This is a genomic window from Bradyrhizobium sp. ARR65 (assembly GCF_000472385.1).
Lineage (GTDB): Bacteria > Pseudomonadota > Alphaproteobacteria > Rhizobiales > Xanthobacteraceae > Bradyrhizobium.
The window spans coordinates 22,673-41,584 of sequence record NZ_AWZU01000041.1 but is presented as its reverse complement, the minus strand read 5'-3'; the positions used below and the strand labels follow the sequence as shown (position 1 = coordinate 41,584).

General features: G+C 62.8%; 16 protein-coding genes. 8 read left to right on the top strand and 8 right to left on the bottom strand.

The window, feature by feature from the left end; genetic code table 11:
• Positions 1 to 4: 4 nt before the first annotated feature.
• The 3 genes from F758_RS0132290 to F758_RS0132280 form a co-directional block, all read right to left on the bottom strand.
• Entirely contained in the window at positions 5 to 3,136 is a 3,132-nt protein-coding gene (locus tag F758_RS0132290) for an efflux RND transporter permease subunit (RefSeq protein ID WP_024511756.1), read from the bottom strand.
• Complete coding sequence (locus tag F758_RS0132285) at positions 3,136 to 4,047, bottom strand: efflux RND transporter periplasmic adaptor subunit (protein ID WP_024511755.1); 912 nt, start codon at positions 4,045 to 4,047, stop codon at positions 3,136 to 3,138. The genes F758_RS0132290 and F758_RS0132285 overlap by 1 nt, the downstream gene beginning before the upstream one ends.
• Before the next feature lie 108 nt (positions 4,048 to 4,155).
• On the bottom strand, positions 4,156 to 5,631 hold the full coding sequence (locus F758_RS0132280) for a caspase family protein (protein WP_024511754.1): 1,476 nt from the start codon (positions 5,629 to 5,631) through the stop codon (positions 4,156 to 4,158).
• A 478-nt stretch (positions 5,632 to 6,109) separates the two neighbouring features.
• Between F758_RS0132280 and F758_RS0132275 the strand changes: the two genes are divergently transcribed.
• On the top strand, positions 6,110 to 6,916 hold the full coding sequence (locus F758_RS0132275; protein ID WP_024511753.1) for an N-acyl homoserine lactonase family protein: 807 nt from the start codon (positions 6,110 to 6,112) through the stop codon (positions 6,914 to 6,916).
• Between the two features lie 157 nt (positions 6,917 to 7,073).
• Here F758_RS0132275 and F758_RS0132270 read toward each other — a convergent pair whose 3' ends face one another.
• Genes F758_RS0132270 through F758_RS0132260 form a run of 3 tightly spaced genes read right to left on the bottom strand, consistent with a single transcriptional unit; the run spans position 7,074 to position 9,322 of the window.
• Positions 7,074 to 8,519 (bottom strand): DHA2 family efflux MFS transporter permease subunit, encoded by a 1,446-nt coding sequence (locus F758_RS0132270; RefSeq protein ID WP_024511752.1) that lies wholly within the window; start codon positions 8,517 to 8,519, stop codon positions 7,074 to 7,076.
• A 4-nt stretch (positions 8,520 to 8,523) separates the two neighbouring features.
• Positions 8,524 to 8,847 (bottom strand): hypothetical protein, encoded by a 324-nt coding sequence (locus F758_RS45040; RefSeq protein WP_035723843.1) that lies wholly within the window; start codon positions 8,845 to 8,847, stop codon positions 8,524 to 8,526.
• Positions 8,848 to 8,869: 22 nt separating this feature from the next.
• Entirely contained in the window at positions 8,870 to 9,322 is a 453-nt protein-coding gene (locus F758_RS0132260; protein WP_024511751.1) for a MarR family winged helix-turn-helix transcriptional regulator, read from the bottom strand.
• A 331-nt stretch (positions 9,323 to 9,653) separates the two neighbouring features.
• On the opposite strand from F758_RS0132260, the gene F758_RS0132255 reads away from it, so the two are divergent.
• On the top strand, positions 9,654 to 10,178 hold the full coding sequence (locus F758_RS0132255; RefSeq protein WP_024511750.1) for a cytochrome P460 family protein: 525 nt from the start codon (positions 9,654 to 9,656) through the stop codon (positions 10,176 to 10,178).
• A 725-nt stretch (positions 10,179 to 10,903) separates the two neighbouring features.
• Here the strand turns inward: F758_RS0132255 and F758_RS0132245 are convergent.
• On the bottom strand, positions 10,904 to 11,434 hold the full coding sequence (locus F758_RS0132245) for a MarR family winged helix-turn-helix transcriptional regulator (RefSeq protein ID WP_024511749.1): 531 nt from the start codon (positions 11,432 to 11,434) through the stop codon (positions 10,904 to 10,906).
• 119 nt (positions 11,435 to 11,553) lie between these two features.
• On the opposite strand from F758_RS0132245, the gene F758_RS0132240 reads away from it, so the two are divergent.
• From F758_RS0132240 to fahA, 5 genes are all read left to right on the top strand, one after another.
• Complete coding sequence (locus F758_RS0132240; protein WP_024511748.1) at positions 11,554 to 13,203, top strand: FAD-dependent oxidoreductase; 1,650 nt, start codon at positions 11,554 to 11,556, stop codon at positions 13,201 to 13,203.
• 11 nt (positions 13,204 to 13,214) lie between these two features.
• Positions 13,215 to 13,436 (top strand): DUF2783 domain-containing protein, encoded by a 222-nt coding sequence (locus F758_RS0132235; RefSeq protein WP_024511747.1) that lies wholly within the window; start codon positions 13,215 to 13,217, stop codon positions 13,434 to 13,436.
• Between the two features lie 20 nt (positions 13,437 to 13,456).
• Complete coding sequence (locus F758_RS0132230) at positions 13,457 to 14,410, top strand: MBL fold metallo-hydrolase (protein WP_024511746.1); 954 nt, start codon at positions 13,457 to 13,459, stop codon at positions 14,408 to 14,410.
• 1 nt (position 14,411) lies between these two features.
• Positions 14,412 to 15,758 carry a homogentisate 1,2-dioxygenase gene (hmgA, locus tag F758_RS0132225; RefSeq protein WP_024511745.1) on the top strand — a complete coding sequence of 449 codons (1,347 nt, stop codon included), beginning with the start codon at positions 14,412 to 14,414 and terminating at the stop codon, positions 15,756 to 15,758.
• 145 nt (positions 15,759 to 15,903) lie between these two features.
• The gene (gene fahA / locus F758_RS0132220) at positions 15,904 to 17,175 is read left to right on the top strand and encodes a fumarylacetoacetase (protein ID WP_035723831.1); all 1,272 of its coding nucleotides are present in this window, start codon (positions 15,904 to 15,906) and stop codon (positions 17,173 to 17,175) included.
• A gap of 16 nt (positions 17,176 to 17,191) precedes the next feature.
• On the opposite strand, the gene F758_RS0132215 is transcribed toward fahA, so the two are convergent.
• On the bottom strand, positions 17,192 to 17,659 hold the full coding sequence (locus tag F758_RS0132215; protein ID WP_024511743.1) for an Lrp/AsnC family transcriptional regulator: 468 nt from the start codon (positions 17,657 to 17,659) through the stop codon (positions 17,192 to 17,194).
• Between the two features lie 119 nt (positions 17,660 to 17,778).
• On the opposite strand from F758_RS0132215, the gene hppD reads away from it, so the two are divergent.
• A complete protein-coding gene (gene hppD / locus F758_RS0132210) occupies positions 17,779 to 18,897 on the top strand; it encodes a 4-hydroxyphenylpyruvate dioxygenase (RefSeq protein WP_024511742.1) in 1,119 nt (372 codons plus the stop codon).
• Positions 18,898 to 18,912 lie beyond the last annotated feature (15 nt).

Here is an 18,912-nt window from a genome sequence, read left to right as displayed (position 1 = left end):
TGATCTACTCCGCGGCCGCCGCCCGGTTTCGGTCGTCGCGCGCTTCCTTGTGCGATTCCGCGTGCTCCGCATCGGCGTGGGAGACGACGAGCCTTTTGCCGACGCGCCGGATCAGCAAGCCGATATCGTCCATCACCATGAACATTGCCGGCACGAAGACCAGCGACAGGACAGTCGAGAAGATGAGGCCGCCGATGACGGCGAGCGCCATCGGCGAGCGAAACTCGCCGCCGGCGCCGACCGCGAGCGCGCTCGGCGTCATCCCGGCGACCATGGCGATGGTGGTCATGACGATCGGGCGCGCGCGCTTCATGCCGGCATCGATCATCGCTTCGTCCCGACGCTTGCCGGCGCGGATCGCCTCGATCGCGAACTCCACCAGCATGATGGCGTTTTTGGTGACGATGCCCATCAGCATCAAGATGCCGATCCACACCGGCGTGGTGAGTTGCTTGCCGGTCAGGAGCAGTGCGCCGATCGCGCCGCCGATCGACAGCGGCAGCGAGAACAGGATGGTGATCGGTTGCAGGAACGTGCCGAACAGCAGCACCAGCACCGCATAGACCATCATCAACCCGGCGGTCATGGCGGTGGCAAAGCCCTCCGACAATTCGTTCAGGCTTTCGGCATCGCCCGAGGGGCTCACCCTGACGCCCTTGGGCAGGCTTTTCATGACCGGCAGATCGTAGATCTTCCTCGTCGCATCGCCGAGCGCCGCCGGGCCGACGAGGTCGGCCGCGACGGTGGCCTGCCGCTCGCGGTCGTAGCGGTTGATGCTGGTCGGCCCCTGGTCGAGCTTGATGTCGGCCACGACCGAGAGCGGCACGCCGCCCTTTTCGCCGTGCGCGCCGAGCGGGACCCGAAGCTGCTCCAGCGTCCGCAGGTCGCTGCGCGCGGAGTCCTCGAGCTGCACCCGGATCGGAACCAACCGGCCGCCGGCGTCGAACTTGGCGAGCGCCGGACCGACATCGCCGATCGTGGCGACGCGCACCGTCTGCGACAGGCTCTCGGTGGAGACCCCGAGCCGAGCCGCCAAATCCGCGCGCGGTTGGATTCGAAGCTCCGGCCGGTCGAGCGCCGTTTCCGGGGTCACGTTGGAGATGATGCTGATCCGCTTCATCTGGGTCGCCAGCTCATTGGCGACGTTGTTGACGATGTTGCTGTCGACGCCGGTGACGACCAGCGAGACGGCGCGCAGGCCATTCTCGTCGACGAACCAGAAGCGGATGTCGGGAACGTTCTGCAGCTCCTGGCTGATCGAAAGCTCGAGTTCGCGCTGGGTGACCTTGCGTTCCTTCTTGGGCGTGTAGTTGATGATCAGCGCCGCGCGCCGCACTTCCTCCGGACCCTGCGGAGTTCGTCCGCCATCCACGAACACGCTTCTCACCTCGGGCCGCTTGCGCAGGCGCGCGACGATGTCTTCTGTCACCTGCTCGGTATGCTCGAGCTGAGAGCCCGGCGGCAGCTCGATCGCGAGCAGCGAGCGCGCGGTGTCCTGCGCCGGCAGGAAGCCTTGCGGCAGCAGCGTGATGCTCCAGACCGAGGCGGCGAAGACGCCGAGCCCGATCAGCACCGTGATGTAATGGTGCTTCACCGACCAGGAGACGACGCGGTGATAGGCCTCCAGCACGCGCCCGTGCGGCGGCTCCTCATTGCTGTGCTGCTTGAGGAAGTAGGCTGCCAGCATCGGCGTGACGAAGCGTGCGGCCAGGAGCGAGAAGAACACCTGCACCGAGACCGTGATGCCGAACTGCTTGAAGAACTGCCCGGCGATGCCGGACATGAAGCTCGCAGGCGCGAAGATCGCGATGATTGTGAGGCTGATCGCGATCACCGCGAGGCCGATTTCGTCGGCGGCTTCCAGCGCGGCACGGTAGGGCGTCTTGCCCATCCGCATATGGCGGACGATGTTCTCGATCTCGACGATGGCGTCGTCGACGAGAATGCCCGTTGAGAGCGTGATCGCGAGGAAGCTGACGAGGTTGAGCGAGAAGCCGAGCAGGTCCATCGCCCAGAACGCCGGGAAGATCGACAGCGGCAGCGAGATCGCGGCAATGATGGTGGCGCGGATGTCGCGCAGGAACAAAAGGACGATGACGACCGCCAGGATGGCGCCCTCGAACAGGGTCGAGATCGCGGCCTCGTAATTGCCCTTGGTGAATTCGACCGAGGTATCGATCAGCTTGAGGTCAACGTCGGGATAGGCCTCCTTCAGCGCGTCGATGCGCTTTTGCACCGCGGCCGCGACTACCACGTCGCTGGCGCCCTTGGCGCGCTTGATGCCGAGCGCCACCACCGGCTCGCCGTTGAAGCGGGCAAAGGTGCGGCGGTCCGCGATGGTGTCGGTGACGGTGCCGAGGTCGTCCAGCCGCATCTCGCCGCCACCGAACAGCGGGATCATGGTGCCGGCGAGATCGTTCAGCGTCTTGGCGCCGGCGAGCGTGCGGATCGCCTGGTCGTTCCCGCCGATTTCGGCGCGGCCGCCGGCGAGGTCGACATTGGTGCCGCGCAGGCTCTGGCTGACATTGACGGCCGTAAGGCCGGCCGCCTGCAGCCGGTCGGGATCGAGCGAGACCAGGATCTCGCGCTCGACACCGCCGATGCGTTCGACCTGGGCGACGCCGCGGACGCCCTGCAGCGCGCGTTTGACGACGTCGTCGACGAAATAGGATAGTTGTTCCGGGGTCTTGCCGGGCGCGATCGCGGCATAGGTGACGATCGGAAGTCCAATCACGTCGACGCGCTGGATCAAGGGCTCGTTGACGTTCTGCGGCAGGTTGGCGCGGACGCGCGTGACCGCGTCCTTGACGTCGTTGAGCGCGCGATCGGTGTTGGTCTCGAGCTGGAACTGGATCGTCGTCACCGACAGGCCGTCGGTGATGGTCGAGGAAATGTGGCGTACGCCCTCGACGCCGGAGACGCCGTCTTCGATGATCTTGGTGACCTGGGACTCCAGCTCAGCCGGAGCAGCGCCGAACTGCGCCACTGCAACCGAGATCACCGGGATGTCCGCCGAGGGCAGGCGGGTCACCGCAAGCTTGGTGAAGCTGATCCAGCCGAGCGCCAGCAGGATGATCGAGAAGAGCACCGAGGGAAGCGGATTGCGGATCGACCATGCCGAGATATTGAGTGCCATCAGCGCACCTGCCGATCGAGTTCATCAGCGGACACCGTCTTCACCTGGTCGCCGTCATGCAGGGAACTGCCGGCATCGGCCACCACGGTTTCGCCGACATCGAGGCCCTCGAGGATTTCAATGTTGGTGTCGGACACGAGGCCGACCCGCACCTTGCGTGTCTCGATGGTGTTGCCTTTGACCACCTGAAGGGTCAGATGGTCAATGGCCGTGCGCGGAACCGCGACCCCGCAGCTCCGCTTGGCGTCGATATTGGCGCGGGCGAACATGCCGACCTTCAGCATCGGATTGTTGGTCAGCGATATCCTGACATGACCGAGCTGTGTGGTGCGATCGATCTGCGGCGAGATCAGCCTGACGCGTCCGACCATGTCGGGGGCATCGTCGCGGCTGATACGCGCGGTGGCGCCCGGATTGAGTTTCAAGAGATGGGCGGCCGGCACCTCGGCATCGAGTTCGATCTCGTTGTTGACCGAGATCCGGAACATCGGTCCGGCCTGGGGCGAGGCCGGCGCGCCGACGGCGGTCCGGACCTCGGTGACCAGGCCTGCGGCCGGCGCGCGCAGCGAGAACGGGCCGTTGCGGCCGGCGGGCGCGCCAGGTGGCGGCGTCAGGCGCGCCAGCTCCTGATTTTCGGTGACCATGTCGCCTTCGTGGACCAGCAGGTCGGTGACTTTCGAGCCTTCCTGCTCGACTCCGACGACCGCCTCGCGCCGCGGGACCAAATGCCCCGTGACCCGCACCAGATCGGAGAAGCACGCGTTGGTCGATTTGGTCACCACGACCTGCGCCTCACGGAGCTTTTCGGTCTCCTCGTGATGCGGCCGATGCTCGAACCAATAATAAAGCCCAATAAGGGCTGCAAAGAACACCACGCCTCCCGCGGGTTTTACGTACTCGGTCAATCTCATCGCCGGATCATTCCAAAGAGGTCGCGAGGGCAGTATCGGAAGTGTCGCTGATAGGGTTGAGGGCCGCGGCCGTCCTGAGAGGAACGAACCGGTCGGCACAAATCGCGCTCACCGGACCCCGTATCCCTCGAATTCCTGGACGATGTTGGGGTCCATGGCCTTGGCATTGGCTATATCCAAATTGCCCTCGGGAATCGACCCGTTGCGCTGTTTGGCAAGGCCACGGCCATAGAGCGAGGAGGTCAAGCGCGGATTGATCTTCAGTGCGGCGTCGAAATCGGTGATGGCATTCTTGTTCGCGCCGGCCTTGAGATTGAGGAGCCCGCGGCTGTCCAGCGCATCGACGAAATTGGGCCGCAGCCGCAGCGCCTCGTTGCAATCCTTCAGCGCGCCCTGCAGGTCGCCGACGACAATGCGAACCCAGCAGCGGTTGTTCAGCGCCTCGACATCTTTCGGATTCAGCCGGATCGTGTCGTCGAAATCCTTGATCGCGAGCTTATAGGCGCCCTTGCTGGCATAGACCTGCCCGCGCCGGTACAGCGCGTTGATGTCATCGGGATTGGCGTCGATCTTGGCCGTCAGGCTCTTGATCGTCGGATCGTCGGCCAGCGCCAGTTCGGTCGGAGCGGGATTGTTGCTGGCTGGTTTCTCGGCCGGTGCTGGCGTGGACGGCGTAACCTCGACCTTTGGCGGGGGTGCGGGTGTCGGCAGGTTGACCGCCGGAGCTGGACTCGGCGCCGGAGCGGGCGATGGGGTCGAAGGCGGAGGGGCGGTCGGGGGCAGCGCCGCGATCGCAGCCGCATCCGGCGGGTGCGGATTGCCGGCAGCCGCGGCGCCTGGGACGAAAGAAAAATCCTCCGCAAGCGAGGAGGAGATCCACGGGATCTGCTCCTGGCGTGACGCGCGGGTGACGCCGACGCGGGTGCGATTGAGCGCCTCTTCCGCCATCAGGTCAGGGACGCGGATTTCCTTCAGCAGTTCCTGTACAAACAGGCTGTGATCGCCGCCGCTGTCCGAGACGACCGACGACAGCGCCGCCGAATACATCACCAGCGTCCCGTTCGGCGCGATCACCGGCGCAAGCCCCGCGGAGAAACTGCGGAAGCGGCGCTCATAGGGGTTGCGCCTGCTGGCATCGAGCAGCGCGATCTTGACCCCGGCGCCGCGGCTGTTGATCTCCCCGAGCACCGTCTCCAGACTGATGCCGTCCCGCCGCACGTCCGATTCCTGCCAGATCTGGGCATCGACCGGGATCATGTAGCTCTGGCGATTGGACTGGATGCCATAGCCACTGAAGAACAATAGCACCACGTCGCCCGGCTTGATCTCGGCATAGAGCCGGTCGAAGGCGCGGCGCATCGCATCGCCCGTCAAGTTCTCCCCGATCTCGAGCTTGAAGCCGTCCCGCTTGAGTTCGTCGGCGACGTCGCGCGCGTCGTTGATCGGTTCCTTCAAGGGGGCGTCCGCATCCGGATATTTTGCATTGCCGATGACGAGGGCATGGCGGTCGCCGGCGGCGGATGATGGGGCGGTCCAGGCGACCGAGAAAATCACTGCAAGAAATAATGCGAGGCGGATCTTCATCACTCAGCGGTCCAGCGAAAAAGGCGCCGACACCAGCTTGCGCCCCGGCGAACTTAACTAACACATAAGCCATTATCGAACCGGCCTTGCCACCCGTCAACCGCATGGAAAATCGCGCTTATTGCCGCGCCCCGCAACGGGAAACAGCGCGGTGCGTCCTTTGCGGATCACGTCGGCGCCTTCCGAGCCTCGCCGATGCCCAAGTTCCCCGGCAGCCTCGCAATGTGATTACCTCACATAGAGCATGATCCGGACCTGGAGGGCCGCGTTAGCGCAAAGTGTGCCGCGGTTTTCCGAAAGATCATGCTCAAACAAAAAGTTAGAGCACGATGACGATTCAACCTGAACTCATCGCGCTCTAATATCGCGCTCTAATGCCGAGTTGCGTCGTCTCTGTGTCCGTCGACCGGTTTGACCTTTGTCGCGAGCGGTGGCTTGCTGCAGCCGCCTACCTTTGCAGCAAAGACAAGGGACACAAATGCAAAACGTCTATGAGGTCTATGCGCTGCGCTATGCGACGATGTCGCCGCGCACGCCGAACATGAATTTTCTCTCACCCGATCCCCATGAGACCACGGCCCAGGCGCTCGATTATTTCGTCTGGCTGATCCGCGGCGGCGGTCGTGACATCCTGGTCGATACCGGCTTCAACGCCGAGGAGGCGCAGCTCCGCGCCCGTAAGCTGACGCTCAATCCGGTCGATGCGCTCTCGGGATTTGGCGTCGCGGCCTCCGACATCAGGGACGTGGTCGTCACGCATTTGCACTATGACCACGCCGGCAACCTCGATCGTTTCCCCAATGCGCGCTTCCATTTGCAGGAGCGCGAGATGGCCTATGCCACGGGGCGCTGCATGTGCAACGGCCTGTTGCGGCATCCGTTCTCGGTCGAGCACGTCACGCTGATGGTGCGCCATGTCTATGGCGAGCGCGTCATCTTCCACTCCGGCGACGGCGAGGTCGCGCCGGGCGTCACCGTGCATCGCGTCGGTGGCCATTCCGATGGCCTTCAGGTGGTGCGGGTCGAGACCGCGCGAGGTCCCGTGGTGCTCGCCTCCGATGCCGCGCACTATTACGCAAACCTGCATCGCCGCAACCCGTTTCCGATCCTCTACAACATCGGTGACATGGCCATGGGCTGGGAAATCGTCGAGCGGCTTGCCGGCCATCCCGATCGTTTCATCCCCGGGCATGACCCGATCGTGGCGGAAATCTATCCGCGTGCCAGCGAAAAGGTCGACGCCTTCGCCTTGCACAAGGCACCGTCGAGGTCGTTCGCGAAATAGGTGCTGGCTCGCGCTGCAGCAAAGTCCACCATGTCGTCCCGGCGACCCCCAGCGCGAGCACTTGCGCTCCTCGCGATGCCGCCGAATTCGTCAGTGGCGCACGCGGGCGGCTTCGCCAAGGCGAAGCGGCCCCTTGAGCCTGCGGGAATCGCAGGCCTCAGTCGGTTCTATCCTCTGCCTCAGAGCTTGGGAGGCGGGTGTGAGCAGGCGCTTTGCGAACCCGATGCGGAAGGCGCATGGTGGCGGCGCACAACACGAGATGGAAGCCGCAGAGCAGAGCAAACGCGCTGCCATACGCGCTCGATGCTGGCGCAGTTGTTGGCGCGGCCAGACGCCATCCGAGAAATGTCGCGCATATCGTCGTGAGGGTCGGCCCGCCCATGCGCATGACGATGTTGAGCGTGGTGGTAGCCATGGGCAGGTCCTCGCGTTTGACCGACGTGTAGGCAGCCGAAATCGACGGAATGCCAATGCAGCTTAAGCCCACGCCTCGGACGAACAAGGCGGCGGCGACCTGGGCGCTGGGAAGGCCGTGACTGGCCAGAAAGACGAAGGGCAAAGTGCCCGCCAGTGCCGTCAGCGCGCCGCCTGCCGAGAGGTTGCGGTTGCCCAGCCGTTCCACAAGCGATCCTACGAAAGGGTAGCTGACCATCATGCCAAGGCCTTGCGCGGCCAGCAGCAGGCCGGTCTCGCTCGGCGAGAGACCCGAGGCGCGCGTCAAGAACGCCGGTACAAGCATCTGACCTGCGAACGAAACGCCTTGTGACAAGAATTGCGCGACGACGGCGGCAGAAAAGATCTCGCCTTTGAACAGCCGCAGGTCGATGATCGCGTCGTGCTTTTTTCTTCTCGCCCAGCAAAGGAAAATGACAAACAGCAGCGCGGAGAGTGCCAGAGCGGCAAGACCGAACGGATCGGTTGCTCGTTCTGATCCGTAAAGGAAAAGCACGGCGCAGGGCGATAGCAAAGCGAGACCGATCAAGTCGAGACTGCGCGGCCTCCTCTCGTGCCGGTCGTGCGGCAGAAATAAAGCGGCGAGCGCGAGTGCAAGCGCGCCGAAGGGAAGGTTGACCAAAAAGAGCCAGCGCCACGACGCAAAATGCAATACTGCGCCTGCGATAACCGGCCCGAGAAGCGGCGCAAGCAGAATCGGCATCGCTGCAAAGCCGAGGACGCGAGCCATTTTCGCTCCGGCGGCGCGGGCCATGAGCAACTGCGCCATCGGCGCCAACAGCCCGCCGCTCATGCCCTGCAGGATGCGAAACCCTATCAGTGAGTTCGCCGACCATGCGAGTCCACAGAGCGCCGAACTGAGCGTGAAAGCCGAGAAGCACCAGAGGTAAACGGCCTTGGCTCCGATGCGGTCGACGAGCCAGCCGTTCAAGGGCAAAGTGAGCGCAAGCGCGAGCAGGTAGCCGCTCGTCACCCACTGGATGCTTGAAAGGGTCGTGTGCAATTCAAGCGCAAGGCTTGAAAGAGAGACGTTGACGACCGTCGCGTCCATTTGCGCAAGAAAAGACCCGAGTACGGCAACGGACGAAATTTTCCAAAGCTGCGGACTGACTTGCGCGGCTTCGCGCTGCTCCTCGGCGCTTGAGGCCATTCGTTTACTCGGGGGAATTGCCGCCGTGGAAACGACCGAAGTGGCGGGCGCTCAGCAGGCCGATCAAAAGAAAGCCCAGCCCCAGAGTTGCCGCATCGGCGATCGAGTGCAGGCTGAAGTCTCCGACACGGCAGATCAGGACGTAAGCAACGGCGAGATTGAGAACGCCCCACACGATGTTGACGGTCGAAGAGGAAAGTCCTTGACCGGGCGGCTTGGCGAAAGGGCTCTGAAAGGGATGCCCCATCGACCCACTGGTGATGTGGGGAATTGAATTGGCAAGAAATGCGCCGCCGAAAAAATACGAAATGAGTGTCAACCACTCCATCGTTCACCGTCCTTTTCGTTGATCAGAAGTCGGCAAGCCGGCCTAGTAATTTCATCGCCGCGGCGAGTTGCTCATGCTCGCGGGGCGTAAGTTGCGCATTCAGGGCGCGGAACAGCCAGTCCTCCCTCGCCGCGCGGCCGGTCCTGACGATCTTCAAAAAGGAGGGCGTAAGGCTCAGCAACGTCTGCCGACCATCATTGGGATCGGGCTTTCCGCTCACCACGCCCGCCGCTTCCAGCGCGGCAACGGTTATTCGCATCGATTGCGGGCGCACGCCCTCGGCGCGTGCGAGCATTGACACGGTTGCGGGGCCGTCGCGCTCCAGTCGCAGAAGGACGGATTTCTGCGAATTCGTGAAATCCCCTGCATCCGCCTGCTCTCGCAATCGGCGCTTTAGTTTGGAAACCACGACCCGCAACTCGCCTGCAAGGACGGTGAGTTGCGGCGATTCGGAACTTTGGGGCGTCCTGCTCATGATTCGATGTTAGCATACGTACAGATAATCTGTACAGATAGTCTGTGCAGTTAACCTGCGCACTTAGTGCGTGCAGTCACTCAAGCTCCCATCTTCAAGAGCTGTGGCATGTGGGACCGGCGGCACAGTCACGCGCCATCGGCCCGGCCCCGGTTGCGAGCGGGCAAAGCGGAAATCGAAGGGCAGTCCCTGTAGATTGGGCCAAAAATGACCCATCAGCTACCGCAATGGTCACACGCCGCCAGCCCTTTCATGCTATGTCTGTTCGACTTGCTCCAAACCTTTCGCTGGCACCGAGAACACAACTTGCCTCAAACAAGGGAGAGCGGCGGTGAAACGTAAAAGCAGGCTCCTCGTCACAGCGACGATCGCCGTCCTGGGCGTTACGGCCGGTTACGCGCAGGACAAGTACTCGCTGAAATCGCCGGACGGAATCGCGTTCTCCGACTTCAAAGGATACGAGGACTGGGCGGTGGTCTCCTCTGCCCGAACCGACGAAGTGCTCAAGGTGATCGTCGCCAATCCGATCATGATCGAGGCGTACAAGGCCGGTGTTCCGAACAACGGCCAACCTTTCCCGGATGGCTCTAAAATCGTGAAGCTCCAGTGGAAGCCGAAGAGGAGCACAGAGGCTCCCTTCGCTGTGGATGTGCCGGACGTCTTCACGCAGGCTTTCGTCATCGAAAAAGACAGCCAGAGATTTCCGAAAAGCGGCGGATGGGGTTACGCGCTGTTCAACTACGAAGCCGCATCCGACACGTTCACGGCCAATCCCAGCCCCTCAGACTGCGGACACGCTTGCCATGTGGCCGTCAAGGCGAAGGACCATATTTTCCACCCATACCAGAAGCGCTGAAGCGCGGGTGACCGGCATAGAGTACCCGGCCTTCACCGCGTGATGTTCGAAATGGCCCCTTCGCGTCGTGCGGGCGTGATTTGCCCGACGAGCAGCGGTTTGCAAAATCCGTCAAGCCTTGCGCGCGCAAGTATTTCTGTTTTTCAGAAGCCCGAATCAGTCGTATCGTTCGCGCATCCTGCCTCGATGATGGAGGGGCGTATCGCGATCGTCACGAACGCGAGGCGGGCTGCGGTGGACGCGAGAATGCCGACAGACGAGCGGCATGATTGCGGACGGCGAAGTCGTGTGGTCCTGGCGCGCCCATGCAGGCGCCAAGTTGGCAACGATGCTTATCGCATCGCGCTGATGACGGTGGCAAACGCTGGTTCACCGGGGAGAGCACGTATAAGCCGTAAACCACCGTGCAGGGAAGGCCGGGCTGATCCCGCCTGTACCTGTGGTCTTCGCGCTCGCGCAAATTTCCTTTTGCGCGAGGGCTCCGGGTGCAGCGGCCACCCGGTCTTCCCTGCGCCCTCTGCTTTTTGAAGAGGGTTCGTGTGACGCACAACTCGGGCGAATGCCGCCGCGAGAAGGCGGACTCGTATCCTCTGTCCTCCGCTGTTTGAAAATTGAATCCGATGGCATTCGGTCTTGAGCCTCGAAGGAGATCGCCCCGGTGACGCGGCAGGGCCGTTCATCGCCGGGGCTTCGGCGGACCAGAGCGGCGCGAGCGAAGGAGAGCGCTAATACGCCTCCTTGGCGTCGGCCTCTTCGCTCGTTTGAATAAGCCCGAGGCTGCCCTCGATCTTCCCGAGCAGGCGTGCAAGTTCCTTCCGCTCGGCCGCTGAGAGGCAGGTCAATATCTCCTGTTCCCTGCGCAGCAGGCGCGGGATCAGTTCTTCATAAAGTGTGCTGCCCTTGCGCGTCAGGCGCAAGCGGAACTCGCGGCGATCGTCCTCGTTCGCGACCCGCTCGATCAGCCGCCGCTCGAGCAGCGCAGTCACGGCGCGGCTGATGGTAGATTTGTGGGTGCGCGTGCAATGCGAAATGTATTGCGCGCTGCATGGATCCTTGCGGAAGCCGAGCGTCGCCAGCACCCGCCATTCCGGAATGTCGAGCCCATAGCGCGCCTGATACTCGCTCGACAGCGCGAGGCTGACCTCGGCCGCGACACGGTTGAGGCGGAACGGCACGAACTTGAAGAGGTCGAGCCGGGCGTTTCGCTTGGAGGCGCTTTCCTCGCGCGGATTGGCGCCCGCCTCGCTTTGCAACAAGGTTCTCGGCAAAAAATCGCTCCAATTTGAGTTGACGGCCGAACGCGCCCGGCTAAGATAGTTGCAAGTGAAACCATTTTGCAAGATGGTCGGTTCAGATTTCGGGGAGATTCGAAGGCATGGCGCAAGCCGATGGCCGGACCAAGATCGAGGCTAAGCTCCAGGCGAAGACCCAGTTCGGCTATCGCCGCCACGCCGATCAGGATCGCGCAGGCGGCGATCTTGCCGAGCATGCCGTGGTCGTCGTCGGTGCCGGCCCCATCGGGCTGTCGCTTGCGATCGATCTGGCGCAGCGTGGCCATCAGGTGGTGCTGCTCGACGATGCCGACCGTATCGGCGAGGGATCGCGCGCGATCTGCTTCTCGAAGCGCTCGCTGGAATATTGGGACCGGCTCGGTGTCGGCGACCGCATGGTCGAGAAGGGCGTCGTGTGGAGCGTGGGGCGAATTTTTCACGGCGATTCTCAGCTCTACGAATTCAACCTGCTGCCGGAGCAGGGGCACAAGCGTCCCGCCTTCATCAACCTGCAGCAATTTTATGCCGAGGCCTATCTCGTCGATCGCGTCGAGCAACTGCCCGGGATCTCTCTGCGCTGGCGCAACAAGGTGACGGCTCTCGAGCAGCGCAACGACGGCGTTGTGCTGACGATTGCGACGCCCGAAGGCTCCTACCGGCTGCTCGCGGCTTATGTCATCGCCTGCGACGGTGCCCGCTCTTCGCTACGGCAAATGGTGGGCGCGGAATTTTCCGGCCAGGTATTCGAGGACCAGTTCCTGATCGCCGACGTGAAGATGACGGCGGCGTTCCCGACCGAACGCTGGTTCTGGTTCGATCCGCCGTTCCATGCCGGCCGGTCGGCGCTCTTGCACAAGCAGCCGGACGATGTCTGGCGCATCGACCTGCAACTTCGTCCCGATGCCGATCCCGTCGCCGAGAAGCGGCCGGAGAATGTGCGGCCGCGGATCGCGCGCATGCTCGGCCACGACCAGTTCGAGTTCGAATGGATCTCGCTGTATAAATTCCAGTGCCGGCGGATGGACAAATTCATCCATGGCCGCGTGATCTTTGCCGGCGACGCCGCACACCAAGTGTCGCCGTTTGGAGCGCGCGGCGCCAATTCGGGCCTGGAGGATGCGGAAAACCTCGCCTGGAAGCTCGATCGCGTGCTGCGCAAGCTTTCTCCCGAAGCCCTGCTCGAAAGCTATCACGTCGAGCGCAGTGCGGCCGCGGACGAGAATATCCGCGAATCCACCCGCTCGACCGACTTCATGGCGCCCAACACCGCGCAGGAGGCGCGGCTGCGCAAGGCGGTGCTGGCACTGGCAAAAGAGACCGAGTTCGCCAAACGCATGGTCAATGGCGGACGGCTCTCGGTGCCGACCACTTACGATTCGCCGCTGTCGACGCCGGATCAGGAGAGCTGGCGCGGCGGTCCGCGGCCCGGCACGTCGATGCCCGATGCGCCGATCGCAACACGCGACGGCCGCAGGAGCTTTCTCACCGATGCGTTCATCGATCAGGGAACGCGCTTCACGCTGCTCGCGTTTTGCAATGGCAGCTCCATCGAGGCGCCGGAAGGGCTGGGCGCAATCCGGATCGGCGGTGAGGGCTATCTTGTGGATTGCGAAAAACTGGCCGCGGCGCGCTACGATGCCGAACCGGGAACGGCGTATCTGCTGCGCCCCGACGGCTATATCGCCGCGCGCTTCCGGCATCCGACCCGGCCGGCCCTCGAGGCTGCGCTGGCGCGTGCCGCCGGACTCAACTGAGGTTTTCCGAGATGGCGCTCTCGACCACCTCCAACTTCGCAAAGCCGGATGATGCGTTCCGCGCCATCGTCGAAGCGCATCGCGGCTTGAGCGACGGACAAAGCGCGGATTTTGATGCGGCGCTGGTACTGATCCTTGCCAATCACATCGGCGACATTGACATCTTGCGCGAGGCGATTGCGCTCGCCAAGAGGCAGGTGATCGACGCGCAACAACAGCAGCAACAGCAATAATTTCATAAGGAAATGAAACGATGGCGAAAGGCTTCGCATCCACCACGGACCTTGGCGAGAAGAAGATCACCTTCTCGGAAATCGGTTCCGATCTCTATGCCTTCACCGCCGAGGGCGATCCAAACTCCGCCGTCATCGTCGGCGACGACGGCTGCATCGTCTTCGACGCGCAGGCGACGCCGGCGATGGCAAACAAGGTCATCGAGCGCGTGCGCGCCGTCACCGACAAGCCGATCAAATATGTCGTGTTGTCGCACTATCACGCGGTGCGCGTGCTCGGCGCTTCCGCCTATCACGCGCAAGGTATCGTCGCCTCGCAGGAGACTTACCGGCTGATCGAGGAGCGCGGCAAGCAGGATTGGGACTCCGAATACGGCCGTTTCCCGCGGCTGTTCCAGGATGCGCAAAGCATCCCCGGCCTGACCTGGCCGACGCTGACCTTCGAAGGCGACATGTCGATCTATCTCGGCAAGCGCGAGGTGCGGCTGATGCAATTGGGCGCCGGCCACACCTCGGGCGATATCGTCGCCTGGGTGCCGGATGCCGAAGTGATGTTTTCCGGCGATCTGATCGAATATCACTCCGCCTGCTACTGTGGAGACGCGCATTTACGCGAATGGCCGGCGACGCTGAACGAGATCCGCGCGTTCAATCCCAAGGCGATCGCGCCGGGTCGCGGCGACGCGCTGAAAGGCCTTTCCACCACGCGCGAAGCGATCGCAACGACGCGTGATTTCGTCACCACGCTTTACGGCGCGGCCGAGCAGTCGGTCGCCAAGGGTCGTAGCCTCAAGGACACAATGGCAGCGACGCGCGAGGTTATGGACCCGAAATTCTCGAGCTTCGCGATCTACGAACATTGCCTGCCCTTCAACGTCTCACGCGCGTTCGACGAAGCCTCCGGGATCGACGATCCCGTGATCTGGACCGCCGAGCGTGATCGCGAAATGTGGGCTGCCCTGCAAGGAGGATGATATGAACATCAACACCTCGCCTGAGAAAGTCACCCAGAGCTCTGTTCACGTCACGCCGGGCTACATGTCCGGCTTCGGCAACAGCTTTGAAACGGAGTCGCTGCCGGGCGCGCTGCCGATGGGCCGTAACTCGCCACAGCGCTGCGCCTATGGGCTCTATGCCGAACAGCTATCCGGATCGCCCTTCACCGCGCCGCGCGGGACTAACGAGCGCTCCTGGCTTTATCGCATCCGCCCCTCGGTCAAACATTCCGGACGCTTCACCAAAGTCGGTGCCGGGCTGTGGCGCACGGCGCCCTGCCATGAATATGAGGTGCCGATTGCGCAGTTGCGCTGGGGCCCGACGCCAATCCCGACGCAGGAGATGACGTTCCTGCAGGGCGTCCACACCATGACCACTGCGGGCGACGCCAACACGCAAGCCGGCATGGCCGCGCATGTCTACATCATCACGAAATCGATGGTCGATCAGCACTTCTACAATGCCGATGGCGAGATGCTGTTCGTCGCGCAGCAAGGTAATTTGCGCTTCATCACCGAATTCGGCCGCATCGATATCGAGCCGGGCGAGATTGCGGTGATCCCGCGCGGCGTGAAATTCCGGATCGAGATTCCTGCGGGACCGGCGCGCGGCTATCTGTGCGAGAACTATGGCGGAGCTTTTACGCTGCCCGAACGCGGGCCGATCGGCGCCAATTGCCTCGCCAATGCGCGCGACTTCCTGACGCCCGTTGCCGCCTATGAAGATAAGGACACCCCGAGCGAGCTCTACGTGAAATGGGGCGGCTCGCTGTGGAAGACGACGCTGCCGCATTCGCCGATCGACGTGGTGGCCTGGCACGGCAATTATGCGCCGTACAAATATGATCTGCGCACCTTCTCTCCGGTCGGCGCGATCGCCTTCGACCACCCCGACCCCTCGATCTTCACGGTGCTGACCTCGCCTTCGGAGACCGCGGGCACCGCGAATATCGATTTCGTGATCTTCCCGGAGCGCTGGACGGTCGCGGAAAACACCTTCCGCCCGCCCTGGTATCACATGAACATCATGTCGGAGTTCATGGGGCTGATCTACGGCGTCTACGACGCCAAGCCGCAAGGCTTCGTGCCTGGAGGCATGAGCCTGCACAATTGCATGCTGCCCCATGGCCCCGATCGCGAGGCCTTCGATCACGCCAGCAACACCGAGCTCAAGCCGGCCAAACTCACGGGCACCATGGCTTTCATGTTCGAGACGCGCTTCCCGCAACGTGTCACTGAATACGCGGCGAGGTCGGGGACGCTGCAGGAGGATTACGCCGATTGCTGGAAGGGCCTGGAAAAGCGGTTCGATCCGAACAGGCCGTAGATTGGTGCCCGTCATTCCGGGGCGCGAAGCGCGAGCCCAGGATCCATAACCACGACCGGGAATATGGATTCCGGGCCTGCGCCTCGCGGCCGATCCCGGAATGACGACCGAGAGAGCTCGATGTCATTAAAACAGGACTGATACCTTGCACCCCAACGACCCGAAACTCCGCTCCTTCATCGACGTCGTCCCGGAATCCGACTTCCCGATTCAGAACCTGCCTTACGGCGTGTTCTCGACCGTGGCCTATCCGACTCCGCGGGTTGGCGTGGCGATCGGCGATTACGTCCTGGACCTCGCGGTGCTGGAAAAAGAAGGACTGATCGATCTCTCGCCCGCCTTTGGCGTCTTCTCACAAGGCTCGATCAACGCCTTGATGACGCTCGGGCCGAAGGTCTGGTCGAAGACGCGGGCGCGGATCAGCGAGCTGTTGCGTCATGACAATCCGCAGCTTCGCGACAACAAGGAGCTGCGCAGCCGGGCGCTGGTGCCGATGACCGAGGTGAAACTGCATCTGCCGGTTGCGGTCGCCGGCTACACCGATTTCTATTCCTCGAAGGAGCACGCCACCAATATCGGCACCATGTTTCGGGGCAAGGACAACGCACTGCAGCCGAACTGGTTGCACATGCCGATCGGCTATAACGGCCGCGCCTCGACCGTCGTTGTTAGCGGCACGAAGGTTCGCCGCCCGCGCGGTCAATTGAAGCCGCCGAATGTCGAGGCGCCCAGCTTTGGCCCGTGCAAGCGGCTCGACTTTGAGCTGGAAATGGGTGTCGTCATCGGCCAGCCGTCGCCGATCGGCGAGATGATTGACGAAGCGCGCGCGCAAGACATGATCTTCGGCTTTGTGCTGCTCAACGATTGGAGCGCGCGCGACATCCAGCAATGGGAATATGTGCCGCTCGGTCCGTTCCAGGCCAAGGCCTTTGCAACCTCGATCAGTCCCTGGGTGGTGACGCGCGAGGCGCTGGAGCCGTTCCGCTTGCGGGGACCTGCACAAGACCCGACGCCGTTGCCTTACCTGCGCCAGAGCCAGCCGAACAATTACGATCTCGCGCTCGATGTCGGCTTGCGCGCGGGCGCAATGGATAAGCCGCAAACGATTTGCCGCACCAATTTCAAATTCATGTATTGGTCCTCAGTGCAGCAACTGATGCATCATGCCTCCAGCGGTTGCGCCATGAGCGTCGGCGATCTCCTCGGCAGCGGCACCATCTCGGGTCCGGAAAAACATCAGCGCGGCAGCCTGATCGAGATAAGCTGGAACGGCGCCGAGCCGGTCGAGCTCGAAGGCGGCATCAAGCGCTCGTTTCTGGAAGACGGCGACACGCTGATCATTCGCGGCTGGTGCCAGGGCGATGGCTATCGCGTCGGCTTCGGCGAGGTCGAGGGGACGATTGCGCCAGCGGAATGACCGCAAGAAGCGATCACTATGCACGCAGCGGCAACTTTCCACTCTCCTTCAGCCGGTCGAGGACGATTGAGGAGCGCACATGTGCCACGCTCGGGTGTGGCATCAGCACGTTATTGACAATATCGGACAGGCTTTTCAGATCGCGCAGCACGGCCTTCAGCACATAATCGGCATCGCCCGTCAGCGAATAGGCTTCCTGGATATCGTCAACGCGATTGATCAGGGCGCGGAATTTCTTGGCATTGTCGGGCGAGTGGGTGGCGAGCGTGATCTGGATGAAGGCGATGACGCCGAAGCCGAGCGCTTCGCTCGCGAGTTCGGCGCGATAACCCGCGATCACCTTTTCCTCTTCCAGCCGCATCCGCCGGCGCGAGCATTGCGAGGGCGACAGTCCGACGATTCCTGCGAGCTCCTGGTTGGTCAGCCGCCCGTCGTCCTGCAGTGCGCCGAGGATCTTGAGGTCGAAAGCGTCGAGCGAGATCATGCATGAAATCCGCAGTTGGCGCACAGATTGTGCATGATCCCCGCGAAAATGCAACTCATTTGCACGCCAATTGCGGCCCTGATGAGCGAGTATTTAGGCTGAAGCAAGGGAGAGTCGCCATGGGTCCGTTTCCGCACGATGCGCCGCCGGCCACGATCAGCGCTGACAATCCGATGGGCACGGATGGGTTTGAGTTCGTCGAATATGCCCACCCCGATGGGGGTGCGCTGCACGCGCTATTCAAGCTGATGGGCTTTGCGCCGGTCGCGCGCCACAGAACCAAGAACATCACGGTCTACCGCCAGGGCGACGTCAACTATCTCGTCAACGAGGAGCCGGGCAGCCACGGCTCCAATTTCGTCGCGGCGCATGGGCCGTGCGCACCGTCGATGGCATTTCGCGTGGTCGACGCGCAGAAGGCTTTTGAGCGTGCGATCGCGCTCGGTGCCGAGCCGGCCGGCGCCTCATCCGCGCAGAAGGTGCTCGACGTTCCCGCGATCAGGGGCATCGGCGGCAGCCTGCTCTATCTGGTCGACAGCTATGGCGCCAAAGGCTCGGCCTATGATGCCGAGTTCGAATGGCTCGGTGCGCGTGATCCGAAACCGGCAGCGGCAGGGCTCTATTATATCGATCATCTCACCCACAATGTGCATCGCGGTCGGATGGATGTGTGGGCGGGGTTCTACGAAAAGCTGTTCAACTTTCGCCAGATCCGCTTCTTCGACATCGAGGGCCGTGTGTCGGGCCTGTTCTCGCGGGCGCTGACCAGCCCCGATGGCAAGATCCGCATTCCCATCAACGAGGACGCAGGCGATTCCGGGCAGATCGAGGAATATCTGAAAATCTACCGCGGCGAGGGCATTCAGCACATCGCCTGCGGCTGCCGCGACATCTATCAGACGGTCGAGAGCCTGCGCGCGGCGGGCCTGCCCTTCATGCCGCCGCCGCCCGACACCTATTTCGAGAAGGTCGACATCCGCCTGCCCAGGCATGGTGAGGACATCGTGCGGCTCAGGAAGAACGGCATTCTGATCGACGGCGAAGGCGTGGTCGATGGCGGGCAAACGAAAGTGCTCTTGCAAATCTTCTCCGCCAACGCGATCGGGCCGATCTTCTTTGAGTTCATCCAGCGCAAGGGGGATGATGGTTTCGGCGAGGGCAACTTCAAGGCCCTGTTCGAATCGATCGAGGAGGATCAGATCCGCCGCGGCGTGCTGAAGGTCGAGCACGCGGATTAGATTGTCGTCCGGCGA

Coding starts and splice junctions, on each gene's coding strand:
- hppD (WP_024511742.1), top strand. CDS start 17,779: ATGGGTCCGTTTCCGCACGATGCGCCGCCGGCCACGATCAGCGCTGAC.
- F758_RS0132285 (WP_024511755.1), bottom strand. CDS start 4,047: ATGAGATTGACCGAGTACGTAAAACCCGCGGGAGGCGTGGTGTTCTTT.
- hmgA (WP_024511745.1), top strand. CDS start 14,412: ATGAACATCAACACCTCGCCTGAGAAAGTCACCCAGAGCTCTGTTCAC.
- F758_RS0132290 (WP_024511756.1), bottom strand. CDS start 3,136: ATGGCACTCAATATCTCGGCATGGTCGATCCGCAATCCGCTTCCCTCG.
- F758_RS0132260 (WP_024511751.1), bottom strand. CDS start 9,322: ATGAGCAGGACGCCCCAAAGTTCCGAATCGCCGCAACTCACCGTCCTT.
- F758_RS0132215 (WP_024511743.1), bottom strand. CDS start 17,659: ATGATCTCGCTCGACGCTTTCGACCTCAAGATCCTCGGCGCACTGCAG.
- F758_RS0132235 (WP_024511747.1), top strand. CDS start 13,215: ATGGCGCTCTCGACCACCTCCAACTTCGCAAAGCCGGATGATGCGTTC.
- F758_RS0132280 (WP_024511754.1), bottom strand. CDS start 5,631: ATGAAGATCCGCCTCGCATTATTTCTTGCAGTGATTTTCTCGGTCGCC.
- F758_RS0132270 (WP_024511752.1), bottom strand. CDS start 8,519: ATGGCCTCAAGCGCCGAGGAGCAGCGCGAAGCCGCGCAAGTCAGTCCG.
- F758_RS0132275 (WP_024511753.1), top strand. CDS start 6,110: ATGCAAAACGTCTATGAGGTCTATGCGCTGCGCTATGCGACGATGTCG.
- F758_RS0132240 (WP_024511748.1), top strand. CDS start 11,554: ATGGCGCAAGCCGATGGCCGGACCAAGATCGAGGCTAAGCTCCAGGCG.
- F758_RS0132230 (WP_024511746.1), top strand. CDS start 13,457: ATGGCGAAAGGCTTCGCATCCACCACGGACCTTGGCGAGAAGAAGATC.
- F758_RS45040 (WP_035723843.1), bottom strand. CDS start 8,847: ATGGAGTGGTTGACACTCATTTCGTATTTTTTCGGCGGCGCATTTCTT.